Below are 15,360 nucleotides of genomic sequence, written 5' to 3'. Positions count from 1 at the left end.
CGTCCGTACCTCTCGTCCCCTGCCGCCGGAGCCCCCCGATGATCGCCGCCCCCGCCGTTCAGGCCCCCGCCGCCGGGCCAATCTCCCCGCGTGACGCCGCCGAGCGGCTGAAGAGCGGCGGCACGCTGATCGACGTCCGCACCGGGCCGGAGTTCCGCGAGGTGCACGCTGCCGGCGCCCGCAACGTCCCGCTGGACCGACTCGACCCGGCGTCGCTGCAAACGGACGGGCCGATCCTGACCATCTGCCAGAGCGGCGCCCGCAGCGCCAAGGCGGTGGAGAAACTGCGGGCCGCGGGGCTGGAGGCGGTCAGCGTCGACGGCGGCGCCCCCGCCTGGGAAGCCGCCGGCCTGCCGGTGGAGCGGGGGCAGAAGACGATTTCGCTGGAGCGGCAGGTCCGCATCGCCGCCGGCTCGCTGGCGCTGGTCGGCTCCCTGCTGGCCCTGTTCGTGCACCCCTACTGGGCCGGCCTGCCGGCGTTCATCGGCGCCGGCCTGACCTTCGCCGGCCTCACGGACACCTGCGGCATGGGCCTGCTCCTGGCGAAAATGCCCTGGAACCGCTGAGCCCGAGCCGCCGTTTCCCGAACCGCCGGACGGAAGCCGCCGTGCTGGACGTGCGGACCAAGTCCGAATGGACCGGCGGCCACGACCTCGGCGCCCCGACCGCCAGTACGACGATCAGCGGTTCCAACATCCTCACCCCGCGGCCTCGGCGAACAGGTCGCGCAGCGGCAGCGAAAACTCCGGCAGCGTGGGAGCTCCGGTCAGCATGTCGCCCTCCCGCAACACGGTGTCGGCGTCCGGGCCGGTCCAGACGGTGACCGTGCGGGCCAGCGGGTCGACCTCCCAGACCGTCTCCACCCCCGCGGCGAAGTACACGGATCGCTTCAATTCCATCTCCCGCCGCGTGTTGCCGGGGGAGACGACCTCCGCCACTAAGGCCGGCGGCACGTTCGAGTACCCACGGGCCTGCAACCCACTTTCGCGGCGATCCCGCGGCGTGAAGGAGGCGTCCGGCGCCCGCAACCCGTCCGGCAGGTTGAAGAAGGCCGTGCCGGGATGCACCCAGCCCAGCTTGCGCTCCGTCACGTGGTTCGCGAGGAGCCGGAAGATCTCGCCGTCGAACCAGCTGGACAGGTCGCTCACGGGTTTCTCGATGAGGGTGCCGTCGATCAGTTCGAAGATCCCGCGGCCGGCGGCGTTGAGCCGTTCGTGATCGGCCGGCGTGGCGGTCCCGGGGGCCGGGTCGCTGACGATCCGGGACGCCGGGATCGGGCCGAACTTGGCGACCAGATCCGCCAGCGTCAGCCCCGGCACCGCCGGCCGACGGGCCGCGGCGGGGCGGACGGCGGGCCGGTCCTCCGCGGCGGGAGCGTCCCCGGCGGCGGGGGCGGCGACGGGCGGGGCTTCGGCGACGGCGGACATGCCCCCAGTCTACCGGCCCGGCCGCAGCACGGCGTAGACCGCGTCCGCCGGCAGCTCAAACCGCCCCTCGACGACCGGCCGCGTGCCGACCGGATAGCCGTTCACGTCGAGGATCACCGCCTCCGTCAGCTTCGGGTTGCCGACCGTCACCGTCACCCGCGCGTTCGCCAGCCGCACCGGGGCCTTGCCGATGCGAGCGATCTGTTCGCCCTTCACCTCATAGGCGTTCTCCCCGCTGCCCATCGTGAAGGTCGCCGGCTCGGTGCGATATCCGGTCAGCCGGTTTACGGTCACGACCTGCACCAGCACGGAGTCGCTTCGGTTCAGCGGTTTCTCGTCGAGACTCACGACCTGCACCGTGGCGTAGTCGTTTTCGCTTTCGATCGTGACGTCCTCCAGCACGAACGTGCCGCCGGCGTCTTTGAGGAAGCCGGTCACGCCCTGGGCACGGGGGGCCTCCATCACGCAGACCTGCCGTTTATAGTCCCACATCAGTTCGCCGGTGGCGGCGTGAATGCGGCCGGCTTCCCGGTCGATGCGTTGGTCGAGGTACGGCGAAACGAAATCCTCGCCGGGGGCGTCGGCCGGGACGACCTCCTCCACCACCGGGCCGACGAGGAACGCCGCCCGCGGCAGTTCGGCGCCGCCGTCGCGGTCCTCCGGCCGCCAGCCGGATTGCAGTTCCGGCTGATCGCGGGCGTCGCCGTAGGTCTCGTTGTCCGTGATCCGGGGGATCTGGCGGTCGAAGACCTCCCCCTCCGGCCGCCGCTCCACGATCACCGGATCGGCTTCCTTTAAATCGCCCCGCCGATACAGCAGCGCCGCGGCCGGGAACCCGAGCGTCTGGGCCGGGTAGCCGTGGCTCCATTTATGCACCGACATCTGATCGCCGATCCGCCAGAACGGCTTGTTGGGGGCGATCTCGAAGCCGGGGGTCTGCATGGCGAACCAGACGACTCCGTCGATCCCCGTCAGGCTTTGATACGCCGCCACGAGGAACGGTCCTTCGCTCTGATAGCGGTTCGGGTTCTTCCAGGCGGTTTCGGTGACGATGAAGGGGGCGCCTTGGCGCTGCCGGAAGTTCGTGCACATTTCGAGCGGTTTGCCGAGGACCGACTCGTTCACCAGATAATGCCCGGGATCGATGCGGTAGCCGTCGTTCTCGCCGCGGTGCTGGTAGTCGCTGCCGACGTATTCGTTCTCCGCGTCCCAGTCGAGGGCGGCGTAGCTGTAGCGTTCCAATCCCTTCAATTTGGCGTCGTCCGCCGTCCGCCAGTTCGTGGCGTTCAATACCTGCCGGCAGCCGAGGTCCTCCCGCAGATAGCGACCCATCTCGGCGTAGAAGTCCCGTTGATACTTGGCGAGGAACTCCGCGGTGTCCTTGAGGCGATTCCGCAGGGCCCCGTCCGCTTCGAGAGTGAGGTCGTACGGCCGCAGCGGGCCGAGGCGGCCGTTTTCGAGGTCGTCCAGATCGTCTCGGCCTTTATACCCGTCGCCCCACGCCGCCCAGGCGGCGGCGACGGAGCCGTATCTCTCGGTCAGCCATTCGGAATAGGCGTCGGCGAGAATCTCCCGGTAGGGGTCCGGCAGCCGTTGGGCGGTCCAGAACAGCAGGCTGTCCTCGTTGAGGATCTGCAGCATCGCGACCGTCGGGTCCTCGGCGATCGGCAGCCCGGTGTGCGGGTTGACGCGGGCGTAGAACTCCTTCGTCCAGACCTTATACGCCGCCTGCACCTTCGGGTGGACGTAGACGAGTCCCTCCATCCGCGGCGTCCCGCCGGGCAGACCCCAAGACCGCGGCGCGGCGAAGTGGGCGTAATACGGGGAGATCAGGACGTAAATCCCGGCGTCCTTGCAGCTTTTAATGAAGCGGTGACAGCCGGCGATCAGTTCGTCGTTCACGTCGGTGATCGCGTCGCCCTCGTCGTGGGCGGCGACGGTCACGTGCAGCCGGCAGAGGTTCACCCCCCGCTTGGCCAGCCAGCGGGCGTGGCGGTCCATCTCCGCGGGCTCCCAGCGGTGGGCGTCGGTGCCGACGGCCCAGAACCGCACCGGCTCGCCGTTCCCCAGCGTGAACGACATCCCGTCCGCCGAGAGCCGCACGAACCCGCTCTGCCCGCTTTGATCTTCGTTAAGCGACCGCAGATCCAGCAGCGCCGCGTCGGAGAACGGGTCCTCCGGGGCCTCGAACGCCCAGGAGTTCTCCGCCGTCAGCGGCGTCTCCGGGACAACGGCGTCCGCGGCGGGAGCCTCCGCCGGCCCGGCGAACGCCAACGCGGCGGGGACGGCGAGGAACAGGGATCTGAGGGCGAGCATGCCCGCGAGCGTATCCGTCGGCGTTCGCCGACGCACCGTCCCGCGGGTCGTCTCGGGCGCCGTGGGGGCGGGATCCCCACGGCGTCGCCGGAGTCGCCCCGCGGGGCGTTTCCCGTGGGGATCGCCCCGCCGTGCCACGCCCCAGGCGTCGACGCCGATCACCCCCCGCCGACCGGCGGGCAGGGCTTCCTAACGTCACTCCGAACCGGCCCGCGCCCCCTCGCTGCCGGCTCACGTCCCCCCCTGTTTCTCCCCGTCGATCCGAGACGATGTTCTACCACGACAGCAAACTGCAGTACCCGGTGAAGGTCGAGACGCCGAACCCGATGTTCGCCAAGCTCCTGCAACAGGCGATCGGCGGGGTCGAGGGCGAGATGCGGGTCGCCCTGCAATATCTGTTTCAGGCCTGGGGCGCCCGCGGCCCGGCGAAGTACCGCACAATGCTGCTGGAGACCGCCTGCGAGGAACTGGGGCATATCGAGATGCTCGCCACCGCGGTCGCGTTGAACCTGGAGGGCGCCCCGCGGGAAACGGTCGAGGAAGCCGCGAAAGATCCCGCCGTCGCCGCCGTGCTCGGCGGGATGAACCCCCGGCACATCCTCTCCACCACGCTGGCCGCCATGCCGATGGACAGCCAGGGCGTGCCCTTCGACGCCAGTCACGTGTACGCCACCGGCAACATCGCCGCGGACATGCTGGCGAACGTCACCGCCGAATCGACCGGCCGCATGCTGGCCGTCAAGCTGCACAATTACACGGACGACCCGGGCATGAAGGACATGCTCAAATATATGATCGCCCGGGACACCATGCACCAGAACCAGTGGCTGGCGGTCTGGGAAGAAGTCGGCGGCAAGCAGGCCCACCCGATCCCCAACACCTTCCCGCAGGCCGAGGAAAATCAGAGCGTGAACTACACGTTCTACGGCACCAAGCGCGACAAGGGCGAGCCCACGCAGGGCGCCTGGACGCAGGGCGAGAGCGTCGACGGCAAGGGCACGTTCAAAAGCGAATGGCTCGAACCGATGGGCCAGGAGCTCGGCCTGCCCCCCGCCCAGCCCTGGCAGGGCGTGCAGGAAACGCAGGTCGGCAAATAATTCGCCGCCCGCCCCCGCGAGAGGCCCCGCCCCGGACGCCCCCCGGCGTCCGGGGCCTTTTCGTACCCGGTCGAGAGAAATTATCCGCCGGGGTACAGCGGACCGAGCGTCAGGTCGCCCAGCCCGGCGAGCGGGACGGCGGCGGCCGGCCCCTCGTAGCCGATCAGCCGCCAGGCGTCCGGCTCGTCGGGATGATCCGCCCCGCCGCCGACGCGGACGTAATGATCCACCGCCGGCTCGTCCTGGGAGACCAATAAATAGTCGGTCAGCGACGGCACGCCGCGATACTCCGCCAGTTTGGCCCCCCGGTCGATATGGGCGGTGGACGGGGAGAGGACCTCCACGACGATCAGCGGGTTCGTCACCGTGTCCTGCTCGTCGTCCAGCATCGCCGGCGGGTCGGGGCACACGAAGACGTCCGGGTAACGATAGCGGCCGGAGGGAGTCCGCATCCGCAGGTCCGTGCGGTGCGCCTCCAGCGGACGGCCGGAGGCGGCGATCAGATCGTCGAGAGCCCGCTCAATCGCCTTCGCGATCAGGGCGTGACGGCGGGAGGCTCCGGACATGGGCAGGCGGTGGGTTCCATCGTATTCGCACCGCCGTCCGCCGGCGGCGCGTTCGATGCGGAGGTATTCCGCCTCCGTCAGCGGCCGAGCGGGAATCGGCGCGAGGTCCTCGCCGTCGGCGTCGTACGTGGAATCGGGCGGGGCGGCGGCCGGGGCGATCGCAGCGTTCATAGCGTCAGTTTAGCGTCCGGCCTCGTCCGCGGGGCCCGGCCGTTCGTACCAGAGCACGCCAAGGTTCTCCCGCTCCTCGCAGGTCAGCAGATCAAGGTCGCCGTCGGCGTCCAGATCGAGCAGTTCCAGCCGATCGAACTTCGTGCCGACGACGCCGCCCGGGCAGTCGAGCCTCGGGGCCGCGGTCCAGACGGCCGCCCCCGGTTCGAAGCGGAAGCGCACGATCGAACACGTCCCGCCGGCGTGTTCGCAGGAGACGAACAGCTCCGTCCCCGCCGCCGTGCGGGCCGCGGCGACGCCCTTCCCGCTGCCGGCCCCGGTCGCCCCGGAACCGGTCGGGAGGGGCAGCGTGCGGGAGCGCCAGCGGTCGCCGGTCTCGTCGCGGCGCTCGAAGAGAATCAATCCCGCGTCTTTGGCGGCGACGGCCACGTCGCGGTCGCCGTCGCCGTCCAGATCGCCGGCCGTCAGGAACATCGGTTCGGCCCGTTCCCCGCCGATCGCGTGCTCCTCCCACCGGGCCGAAGCCGGATCGAACTCCAGCCAGACGGCCCCGCGGCGGGGGCCGCGGCGGTCGGAGAGCAGCAGGTCCGGGTCGCCGTCGCCGTCCAGATCCTCGGCCCGCAGCGACATCGCCCAGCCGACCGGCCGCAGTTCCGTCGCCCGCCAGGCGGCCCAGTCGGCGGGGTCGGCGCCCGGCCGCCACCACTCCACCGCGGCGCCCTGCCCCTTCCCGGCGACGATCGCCCCGCCCCCGTGCTCCTTCGGCCACGGGAGAGCGAACATGTATTGCTGCCGGCCGGTCGAATCGCCCAGCGGGGTCGTCGTCCAACTTGCTTCAATCCGCGGGTCGCCGGAGCAGGAATGCACGGAGAGCCGCCGCGTGCGGCCCTCGGAGCAGGAGAGAACTTCCAATCGCCCATCGCCGTCCAGATCGACCGCGACGGCGTCCTCCGGCGAGCCGACGCGGCCGACAGTCACGCTGGACCACGGGTCACGGACCCGTTCATCCGGCGGCCCGAAGGCGACCCGCACGGTTCCGCCCTCCTCCCAACCGGTGACGACGTCGCGCCGGCCGTCGCCGTCCACGTCCGCCACCCGCACCCCGTCCGCCCCGCGGGAGGCGGCGTCGATCACGTGCCGCGGCCAAGGCGCCGCGCCGGCGGGCAGGGCGGCGAGAACGGCGGCGAACAGCGGGGCGACGGCGAGCATTTTCTCAGCGTACCGGCGCCCAGGCATCGCGGCTTCCGCTGGTCCCGCGGCCCGCGGCGTCAGTCGGCCCCGTCGCCGTTCGCCTCGGCTTCCTTCACCAGTTCTTCAATCCGGGCGGCGAGTTCCTCGTGGTCCGGGGCACCCTCGTATTTTTCGGCGATACGGCCGTCGGCGTCGAGGAGGAACAGCGTCGGCAGGCCGGTGACGCGGTACCGCTCCGAGATCGGGCCGTCGGGGCCGTCGGCCCAGGTCCGCCAGGTCACGCTGCCGTCCTCGCGGATCTGCTTGAGGGTCTCGGCGTCGTCGCCGTTCACGCCGAGGATCACGAAGGGGCGGTCTTCATATTTCTTGGCGAGCACCCGCTCCTGCGGGTACATCGCCGTGCAGTAGGGGCACCAGTCGGCGAAGAAGTCCAGCAGCACGACCTGCCCGCGGAAGTCCTCCAGCGCCATCGATTCGCCCTCGGAGTCCTCCCCGGAGATCGCCGGCGGGCGGCGGCCGGGGACGAGGTTCTCCACGACGTATTTCATCGGGGCGGCGGCGGCGTCCAATGGCGTGCCGTTGAAGGTGATGTCGCCGTACTCCCGGATCGCCTCGTCCAGCAGGGCGGCGGCCTCGTCGAACGCCTGCGCGGTCGAGTCCTCGGACCGGCCCAGCGACGAGGCGAGGGCGAACACGCTCATCCCCTGGATGTCCCGGAAAGGACTCGCCGTGCGAAGTTCGCGGAGCAGGTCGTGCGCCTCCGGACGGCCGGAGGCCCCGAGGATCAGCGGGGCCACCCGCAGCTCCGGGTCCTCGGCGTGGTCCCGCAGCAGGGCCTCGCCGGCGGCGGCGATCACGCGGCCCTCCTCGTCCTCCTCCAGAATCGACTGGCTCATCATCAACGCCGCCAACAGGGCGGAGCGGGCCTCCGCCGGGTCGTCGCTCTCCTCGGCGAGCTTCAGCAGGTCGGCGGCGGTTTCGCGGGCGGGGTGCTGGTCCCGCAGGGCCATCAGGTCGGCGGGGGACTCCACCGCGGACAGCGAGACGACGAACTCCTCCATCCGCCGCTGGTGAGCGGTCAGCGCCGCCTCCACCTCGCCGGAGAGGCTCGCCATGAACTGCTCCAGCGGCCCGCCGTCCGTCCCGCCGGCGTTCTTCGGCAGGTCGGCCAGTTCGGTCGGCTCGGCGTCCGCCCGGCGGAGGAGTTGCCCCAGATCCCAGGCGGCCGCGGCGAAGCCCAGCCCGCGGTCGCCGACGACCCAGGTGTTCACGCCGATCACCTCGCCCCGCAGGTTCAGCAGCGGGCCGCCGCTGTTCCCGCCGGAGATCGTCGCGTTCGTCTGCACCCACATCTGGTCCGCCGGGGCGCTGAGGAACCGGCGGGCGCCGTCCGGCAGTTGGTCGGTGCGTTGCAGGGCGCTGACGATGCCGGTCGTCGTGGTGAACTGGAAGCCCCCCGGGTGCCCGACCGCGACCGTCTGGGCCCCGACGGTCGGCAGCATCTCGGCCAGCGGCAGCGGGACGGCGGCGGCCGGCAGCGAGTCCAGTTCCAGCACGGCCAGATCGCGCTGGGCGTCCCAGACGCGGACGCCCGTCACGTCCCGCTCCTCGCCGTCGCGGAAGCGGGCGACGGCCCGGGCGCCCTCGGAGATCACGTGGAAGTTCGTCGCCACCAGCCCGGCGTCGGGTGCGTCGGCGGTCGGGTCGATCACCACGAAGCCGCTGCCCAGGCCGACCTCCTGCCCGGCGTCGTCGTACAGCGTGAGCCGCACCACCCCGGGGGAGACGCGTTCGATCAGGTCGGGAACGGACAGGTCCGCCTCGGCCCCGCCGCCGCCGAAGGACGCGTCGGCGAGGGCGAAGTCGTCGGCGAAGTCCTCCTCGGCGTCGTCGGCGGGCAGGCGGTCGCTCATGCCGCCGGCGTCGTTCAGACGGGCCAGCACGGGGTTCGGTTCCGGCTCGTCCCCCCCGCCGAAATAGAACGCGGCCCCGACGCCCGCGGCGATCAACGTCAATACGGCGCCGGCCCCGGCCAGCTTCCAGGCCGTCCCCACCAGCGGCTTGCCGCCCCGCGACCGCGACGACCGGCGGCTCCGGGCGACCGGCCGCACCGCGATCGGCCCGGTCGGCAGGCCAGGCACCAACTCCGGGACCTCCCCGGAGAAAACATCGTCCGCGGGCGATTCGTCCGCGGGCGGCTCGTCCGGGGCGACGACGATCGACGAGGCGTCCCGGAGGGCGGAGGGAGCCTCCCCGCCGCCCACGATGATCGGTTCGCCGCACTTCGGGCAGCGGGCCCGCCGCCCGAGTTTGTCCTCCCGGGCGACGATCGACGCCTCGCAGGCCGGGCACCGGAACTTCACGCTCATACCAATACGCCTGCGTCCAAGGGGGCGGGAGGCTCCGCAACGTTCAATCGTCGCGGAAGCCGATTCGGATCCTACCGGCGCTGTGCGAAGCGGGCGAGAGGCGGGTTGGGGAGCGGCGGGGCGAGTGCAAACGGAGCGTCCCGGACGCTTGAAGCGTCCGGGACGCGGCGATCGGCTTAAAGCTTCGCCGCTCAGCGGTCGCTCAGCCGGGCGGCTTGTTCGGCGAGGCCGACGAACTCCTCGCGGTAGCCGTGCGGGTCCTCGCCGCGGGCCGCCTCGGCCCAGGCGGCGGCGTCGCCGAACTTGGCGGTCCCGCTGTGCTCGCTGCCTCGCAGCAGCATGCCGAAGGCGGCCACGGCGGCGGCGAAGCGGTAGTCCTCGCTGGCGTCTTCGAACGCGCCCATCGAGTCCGGCACCGGCACGCTGAACTCCGTCGCCGGGTCCTCCTTGGTCGCGTCCGGGGCTTTATAACGTAGATTGACCGTCAGCAGCTCCCCGCTGTTCACCGCGGCCTCGGTCGGCTCACCGGGGGTTTGATATTTGGACTGCGGCGTCTCCGGGGCCGCCTCGCCGGAGCCGGCGGGGACGACTTCATAAAGGGCCGTGACGGCGTGCCCGGCGCCGATCTCGCCGGCGTCCTTGGCGTCGTCGCGGAAGTCCTCGGCGGCCATCTTGCGGTTTTCGTAGCCGATCAGCCGGTACGACGTCACCGCCGCCGGGTTGAAGTCCGCCTGGATCTTGACGTCCTTGGCGATCGTCACCAGCGTGCCGGTCAGCTGTTCGACGAGCATCTTCCGCGCCTCGCGGAGGTCGTCGATATAGCCGTAGTTGCCGTCGCCCTTATCGGCGAGCTGCTCCATTTTCGCGTCCTGATAATTCCCGGTCCCGAAGCCCAGGACCGTCAGCGAGACGCCGGCCTTGGCCTTTTCCTCGACCATCGCCACCAGGGAGCTGTCGTCCGTCACGCCGACGTTGAAGTCGCCGTCGGTGCACAGGATCACGCGGTTCACGCCGCCCTGAATGAAGTTCTCCCGGGCGACGCGGTAGGCCAGTTCGATGCCCTCCCCGCCGTTGGTGCTCCCGCCGGCGGCGAGGTTGTCCAGGGCGTCGAGGATGGCCTGCGGGTCGTCGCCGCCGGTCGGCGGCAGGGCCAGCCCGCTGGCGCCGGCGTAGACGACGATCGAGACCGTATCGTTCTCGCCCAGTTGCTGCGTGAGCAGCGTCATCGCCTGTTTGACGAGGCCCAATTTATCGTCCGAATTCATCGAGCCGGACACGTCCAGCAGGAACACGAGGTTGCACAGCGGGCGGGCGTCGGCCTCCATCTCCCGCCCCTTCAATCCAATGCGGACGAGCCGATGATCCGGCGCCCAGGGGCAGGCGGCGACCTCCGCGTGCACGGCGAACGGCCGGGGTTCCCCGTCCCCGTCGCCCTCGGCCGGGGGCGGTTCGTAGTCGTAGCGGAAATAATTGACCAGCTCCTCGATCCGCACGGCCCCCGGCGGGGGCAGTTGGCCGTTCTTCAGGAACCGGCGGACGTTGGCGTAGCTGGCGGTGTCCACGTCCACCGCGAAGGTGGACAGCGGCGTGTCCCGGGCGGAGAGGAAACGGTTCTCCGGAATGGGGGCGTATTGTTCGCGGCTGAAGTCCGAAAGCCGCTCCCGCTCGAGCCGGTCGGTTTGCCGTTCGACCAACGACTCCTCGAGCCGTTCGGCCGGGCGGGCCTGCTCCGTCGCGCCCCTCGCCCTCAAGGCGCGCGTTTCCGCCTTCATCGCGGCGACCCCGGCCAGGGCGCCGGCGGCCGGCGCCGGCCCGGACGTCGGCTCCGCCGCCGGCGCGTTCTCATTGAGCGCCAAGGGGGCGTCGATTTGTTGCAACGCCTCCCCGCCGACCGGGGCCATGTCGGCCTCGGCGTCGAACGCGTCCACGGCGGCGTCGGCGTATTCCTCGGCCGTCTCCCCGGAGACGCGCCCGATCGGACGGCCGGAGGCCGCGGCGGAGGCGGCCTCGTCCGCGGGGGCGGAGAGGACGGCGGCGTCGCGGGCCTCCTCCTCGCCGCAGCCGCTCAGCGTCGGGGCGAGGGCGAGGGCGGCCAGCAGGGCCAACGGCGGCAGCCCGGCGAGCCGGCGTCGGGGGAACGCGGCCGGGCGGGAAACGCGGGGCGAGCGGGGGCGGAACACGGCGGCACGGGGGTGGGGGACGCGGGGAACGCCCCCCGGACGCCGCGACCGCCGCCGGAGTTCCCGCCGATTCGTTTCCCCCAGGGTGGCTGATCGGTCCTCCGGATTTCCCCCGGCGCTCTGATTGCCGTCAGAGCGTTGTCGGTCCGGGACGCTCCGTCATCATAACTGAGTGACCGACTCCGCCCCGCCGCCGCCTGCGCCCCCGCCGGACGCCCCCCGGCCGGACGCCCGCGTTGCGGACCAGTCCCGCGGTCCGGGCGAGGCCCATGGTCCGGGCGAGCCCGCGGGACCGACCGGGTTGGCGGCGGACCTCGGCAAACGACGTCCGTTCCAGCACGCCGAGGAGGAGGCGTACCTGAACGTCATCCGCACCGCGGACGTGCTGGCCCGGCAGTTCGACGAGCTGTTCAAATCCCGCGGCCTGTCGCAGCCGCTGTATAACTCTCTGCGGATTCTCGTCGGGGCGGAGACGGTCGCCAGCCGGTGCGATCGAACCGAGTTTCACGGGCTGGCGATCAAGGAGATCGGCGACCGCCTCGTGGCTCACGCCCCGGACGTGACCCGTTTGGTGGACCGTCTGGAACGGCTGGGCCTGGCCGAGCGCCGCCGCTGCTCCGAGGACCGCCGCAGCGTGCGGGTGTTCCCCACGGAGAAGGCCCGGGCGGCGCTGACGGAGCTGGCCGGGCCGGTGCTCGAACTGCACCAGAAGCAAATGGCCCACCTGGGGCCGGACAAGCTGGCCCAGTTGTCCGGCCTGCTGGAGGAGGCCCGCCAGCCGCCCGAAGGGGCCGACTGACGGCGCCGACTGAAGGCTCGGCCCCGGTGGAGCGCCCAACGGCCTGAGGCGCCCGACGGCGCAGGGGGCGCGTGAAACAACGGCGGCCGGAGAAGCTCCGGCCGCCGCGTTCGTCATGTCAGACGCCTCGGTCGGGTCGGGCCCGCCGGGCGGGGCTCAGTCTTCGGTGATGCCTTTGCCGAAGATCGCCTCGTCCTTCTGGAGGAGCGGGCCGTTCCAGGAGATGCTCGGCGGGAGTTCGACGTTGGCGCCGATGTAGCCGTCGTTGGCGATGGTGGCGGTGGAGGCCATCTTGAAGCCGGGGTTCAGGAAGCCGTCGCCGTTCTGGTCCTGAACCTGGACGACGGAGCCGTCGCCGTTGAGCAGGTTGACGTGCTTCTTCTTGCCGGTGCCGCCCCAGGCGAACCAGTCGCGGGTGTCCTGCAGGTACAGGGCGCCGGCGGAGAGGTCGGCGTCGTTGACGGCGGGGATGGAGTCGCCGTTGGGCAGGCCGCCGAGTTCTTTGACGCCGGCGAAGACCTGGGCGACGGTGATGCCGGCGCCGTTGTCCATCAGGGTGACGCTGCTGCCGTCCTCGGAGTGGGCCGGGCCGTCGTTGAAGGCTTCGGCGAGCTGCTCGCCGGCGCCCAGTTTGCCGGGGATGTCCGCGGTCAGAATCGCCTCGTCGGTGTCGCCGGAGGCGCCGACGCCCATGAAGGGCACGATGCTGGAGGGGATGTTGCTGTTCTCCAGCCGGGGCCGGGTCAGCGGGCCCAGCGTGCCGGACAGGCCCTTCAGGCTGCCGGTGGCGCTGATCGTCTGCGTGGCGACGCCGGGCTGCAGCTTCGGGCCGCTGCGGACGAGCCACCAGCTGGCGGCGTAGTTGGTGGTGTAGCCGTCTTCCATCATCTGGGAGACCGCGGCCGCCCGGGCGGCGGTGCCCTCCGTCCCGGAGGTGAACTCGGCGCACACGCCTTCGGCCAGGCGGGACGCCGGGGCCCCGTCCTTGCCGTCGGTGGTGTCGGCGCCCAGCAGGTCGTTCAGCTTCTCCGACCCCTTCAGATCGCTGATCGGGCTGGTCAGATCCTGGCCGCTGGCGGCGCCGCTGTTGACCAGGTCGGCGACCCAGCCGTAGGTGTCCGGGCAGCCGTCCCGCCGCCAGTCGTAGGCGCCGGTGCAGAACCGCTCCAGCGGGTCGTTGGTGGCGAAGGCGTGCAGACCGATGCCGATGTTTTTCAGGTTGGACTTATCTTTCAGGCTGTTCGCCGCGGCCCGGGCGTTGTTCACGGCCGGGATGATCAGCGACACGAGGATCGCGATGATCGCGATCACCACCAGCAGTTCGATCAGGGTGAACCCCTTCTTCGAAGAAGCGGCGGCGGAGAGACGGCGTTGCATGACGGGGAGGGGCTTCAGAGAAGAGGGGGGGTGAGGGTGGAAGACGTCAACGGGTCGAAACGCGTTCGGCCGGCCGGGCGGACGCCGCGGCGACTCGCGCGGCGCCCCGCCGGCCCCGCGGGGGAGACCGTCGCTTCCGGCGGGATCACGGCCCCCCGAGTGCGATCCGGGACGGTCCGGCCTCGCTCGGAGGTGCGGGGAGTTTCCTGGCGCGTCGTGAGGGAACGACCGGGCGCGGTGTGAACCTTCGGTGAACCCCCGGCGGTCGGCCGGGCGAGTCGCGGGGACGGGCGCCCGGCGGCCGGGACGCGGCCGGGAGTCCCGCCCGCGTTCGACGGAGGCAGTGTCCCCCGCCGCGTGAACGGCGTTTCCGGTTCGCCGCGAAGATCCGATGAACCCGAACACCCGGCGGAACCCGCGTCCGGGGCGGTTTCCGGGCGGGGCCGGGGCGGCGGGAAAGTCGCCCCCGCTCTCGCGTCCGTCAGGAACGGGCCCGGACTGTCATGGGTCCGTCGGGAGGGTCCGCCGCGTTGCCCGATGCGGCCGTGGTGGGTCACAATGGGAACGCCGTTCGTTCCGGCGCCGACCGCCCGGTCCCGTCCGCCCGTACCCGCCGCGTCTCGTCCGCGTTGCCTGTCCTCGCCCGCCGGCCGCCGATCCGCCCCGCCGCCCTGAGGCCGGCCGCGTTTGACGCCGCCGGCGCCCCCGCCTTCGATCCGCCGCCGTTTCAGCCGCACCGGCTGTTGCGCGGCGGGCACGCGCAAACCCTCGCCGCCGTCTACTGGACCGGGACGGCGCCGTTCCTCGCCCCGCTGCCCGGCGCCCGCTTCCGCCGCCACCGGGTCGATCTGGGCGACGGCGACGCCCTCGCCCTGCACGACCTGACGCCGGCGGACTGGTCCCTCGGCGACCCGGTCGTCCTGCTGGTGCACGGGTTGGGCGGGTCGGCGGACAGCCCGTACATGGTGCGGATCGCCGCCAAACTCGCCGACCGCGGCGTGCGGGCGGTCCGCATGGACCATCGCACCTGCGGGGCCGGGGCGGACCTCTCCCGCCAGCCGTATCACGCGGGGCTGTCCGGGGACGTGCGGGCGTCGGCGTGGTTCCTGTGCGGGCCCGGCGGGCTCTGCCCCGGTTCCCCGCTGGGACTGGCGGGGTTCTCGATGGGCGGGAACATGGTGTTGAAGACCCTCGGCGAACACGCCGAGGCCGAACGCGCCGGGTCCGGCCCTCCCGACAGGAACGCCGCGGAACCGGACGTCGGGTCGCCGGGCGCCGGGGAACCGGGCACCGGGCCGCCGGAGGTTCCCCCGGGAACGCCGCCGCACGCCCAGCACCCCTGGGCGCTGCCGGACGTGCCGCTGCGGGGCGTCGCCGTGAACCCCGCCGCGGACCTCGCCGCCTGCTGCGACTCCCTCACCGGCCCGGTGCAGCGGTTCTACGACCGCTACTTCGCCAAGCACCTCACCCGGCATGTGACCACCGCCACCCGGGTCTGCGGCCAGCAGGTGCGCGCCCTGGAGAAGGCCCGGCCCCGCCGCATCCGCGACTTCGACGCCGCCGTGACCGTGCCCGGCTGGCGGTACGAATCGGTGGACCACTACTACGCCCGGGAGAGCGCCGCCCCGCTGGTCCGGCGGATCGACGCCCCGACCCTCATCCTCACCGCCGAGGACGACCCGCTGGTGCCGGCGGACGTGGTCCGCGGGCTCACGCCCGGCGCCGGCGTGCACATTCACGTGTGCGAGGGCGGCGGCCACCTTGGCTACATCGCCCGGGAGCCCCGCGGCGACCACCCGGACGCCGACCGCCGCTGGATGGACTGGCGCGTCGTCGACTGGCTGACCGCCCCGGCGGCGGCGCCGCC

General features: G+C 71.9%; 11 protein-coding genes. 4 read left to right on the top strand and 7 right to left on the bottom strand.

The annotated features are described in order from the left end of the window. Nucleotides 1-38 precede the first annotated feature (38 nt). Nucleotides 39-566, top strand: coding sequence for a rhodanese-like domain-containing protein (locus ACG2DA_RS10570; protein ID WP_395255580.1), 528 nt, complete (start codon nt 39-41; stop codon nt 564-566). A 132-nt stretch (nt 567-698) separates the two neighbouring features. Here the strand turns inward: ACG2DA_RS10570 and ACG2DA_RS10565 are convergent, their stop codons facing one another. Both ACG2DA_RS10565 and ACG2DA_RS10560 read right to left on the bottom strand, forming a co-directional pair. Then, nucleotides 699-1,427 (bottom strand): Uma2 family endonuclease, encoded by a 729-nt coding sequence (locus tag ACG2DA_RS10565; protein ID WP_395255579.1) that lies wholly within the window; start codon nt 1,425-1,427, stop codon nt 699-701. Nucleotides 1,428-1,436: 9 nt separating this feature from the next. Then, nucleotides 1,437-3,743, bottom strand: coding sequence for a hypothetical protein (locus ACG2DA_RS10560; RefSeq protein WP_395255578.1), 2,307 nt, complete (start codon nt 3,741-3,743; stop codon nt 1,437-1,439). A 269-nt stretch (nt 3,744-4,012) separates the two neighbouring features. Between ACG2DA_RS10560 and ACG2DA_RS10555 the strand changes: the two genes are divergently transcribed. Beyond that, the gene (locus tag ACG2DA_RS10555) at nt 4,013-4,840 is read left to right on the top strand and encodes a manganese catalase family protein (RefSeq protein ID WP_395255577.1); all 828 of its coding nucleotides are present in this window, start codon (nt 4,013-4,015) and stop codon (nt 4,838-4,840) included. A gap of 80 nt (nt 4,841-4,920) precedes the next feature. Here the strand turns inward: ACG2DA_RS10555 and ACG2DA_RS10550 are convergent, their stop codons facing one another. The 4 genes from ACG2DA_RS10550 to ACG2DA_RS10535 all read right to left on the bottom strand — a co-directional run bounded on the left by ACG2DA_RS10550 (nt 4,921) and on the right by ACG2DA_RS10535 (nt 11,317). Next, on the bottom strand, nt 4,921-5,577 hold the full coding sequence (locus ACG2DA_RS10550) for a Uma2 family endonuclease (RefSeq protein ID WP_395255576.1): 657 nt from the start codon (nt 5,575-5,577) through the stop codon (nt 4,921-4,923). A 9-nt stretch (nt 5,578-5,586) separates the two neighbouring features. Beyond that, complete coding sequence (locus tag ACG2DA_RS10545) at nt 5,587-6,786, bottom strand: FG-GAP repeat domain-containing protein (protein ID WP_395255575.1); 1,200 nt, start codon at nt 6,784-6,786, stop codon at nt 5,587-5,589. A 59-nt stretch (nt 6,787-6,845) separates the two neighbouring features. Beyond that, the gene (locus tag ACG2DA_RS10540; RefSeq protein ID WP_395255574.1) at nt 6,846-9,137 is read right to left on the bottom strand and encodes a trypsin-like peptidase domain-containing protein; all 2,292 of its coding nucleotides are present in this window, start codon (nt 9,135-9,137) and stop codon (nt 6,846-6,848) included. Between the two features lie 191 nt (nt 9,138-9,328). Continuing rightward, complete coding sequence (locus ACG2DA_RS10535; protein WP_395255572.1) at nt 9,329-11,317, bottom strand: von Willebrand factor type A domain-containing protein; 1,989 nt, start codon at nt 11,315-11,317, stop codon at nt 9,329-9,331. A 172-nt stretch (nt 11,318-11,489) separates the two neighbouring features. Between ACG2DA_RS10535 and ACG2DA_RS10530 the strand changes: the two genes are divergently transcribed. Further along, nucleotides 11,490-12,116 carry a MarR family winged helix-turn-helix transcriptional regulator gene (locus tag ACG2DA_RS10530; protein WP_395255571.1) on the top strand — a complete coding sequence of 209 codons (627 nt, stop codon included), beginning with the start codon at nt 11,490-11,492 and terminating at the stop codon, nt 12,114-12,116. A gap of 156 nt (nt 12,117-12,272) precedes the next feature. Here ACG2DA_RS10530 and ACG2DA_RS10525 read toward each other — a convergent pair whose 3' ends face one another. Then, nucleotides 12,273-13,493: a type II secretion system protein gene (locus ACG2DA_RS10525; RefSeq protein ID WP_395255570.1), complete on the bottom strand. Its 1,221-nt coding sequence runs from the start codon at nt 13,491-13,493 to the stop codon at nt 12,273-12,275. 629 nt (nt 13,494-14,122) lie between these two features. On the opposite strand from ACG2DA_RS10525, the gene ACG2DA_RS10520 reads away from it, so the two are divergent. Beyond that, nucleotides 14,123-15,360: YheT family hydrolase (locus tag ACG2DA_RS10520; RefSeq protein WP_395255569.1), on the top strand; the 1,238-nt coding region annotated here is incomplete at its 3' end.

The organism is Alienimonas sp. DA493 (assembly GCF_043951915.1).
GTDB lineage: Bacteria > Planctomycetota > Planctomycetia > Planctomycetales > Planctomycetaceae > Alienimonas.
Note: the sequence above shows the minus strand (reverse complement) of the source record. Positions and strands in the feature narration are given on the sequence as shown.

Excerpts from the sequence above, each read along its gene's own strand:
- ACG2DA_RS10570 (WP_395255580.1), top strand. The coding sequence starts at position 39 with ATGATCGCCGCCCCCGCCGTTCAGGCCCCCGCCGCCGGGCCAATCTCC.
- ACG2DA_RS10565 (WP_395255579.1), bottom strand. The coding sequence starts at position 1,427 with ATGTCCGCCGTCGCCGAAGCCCCGCCCGTCGCCGCCCCCGCCGCCGGG.
- ACG2DA_RS10560 (WP_395255578.1), bottom strand. The coding sequence starts at position 3,743 with ATGCTCGCCCTCAGATCCCTGTTCCTCGCCGTCCCCGCCGCGTTGGCG.
- ACG2DA_RS10555 (WP_395255577.1), top strand. The coding sequence starts at position 4,013 with ATGTTCTACCACGACAGCAAACTGCAGTACCCGGTGAAGGTCGAGACG.
- ACG2DA_RS10550 (WP_395255576.1), bottom strand. The coding sequence starts at position 5,577 with ATGAACGCTGCGATCGCCCCGGCCGCCGCCCCGCCCGATTCCACGTAC.
- ACG2DA_RS10545 (WP_395255575.1), bottom strand. The coding sequence starts at position 6,786 with ATGCTCGCCGTCGCCCCGCTGTTCGCCGCCGTTCTCGCCGCCCTGCCC.
- ACG2DA_RS10540 (WP_395255574.1), bottom strand. The coding sequence starts at position 9,137 with ATGAGCGTGAAGTTCCGGTGCCCGGCCTGCGAGGCGTCGATCGTCGCC.
- ACG2DA_RS10525 (WP_395255570.1), bottom strand. The coding sequence starts at position 13,493 with ATGCAACGCCGTCTCTCCGCCGCCGCTTCTTCGAAGAAGGGGTTCACC.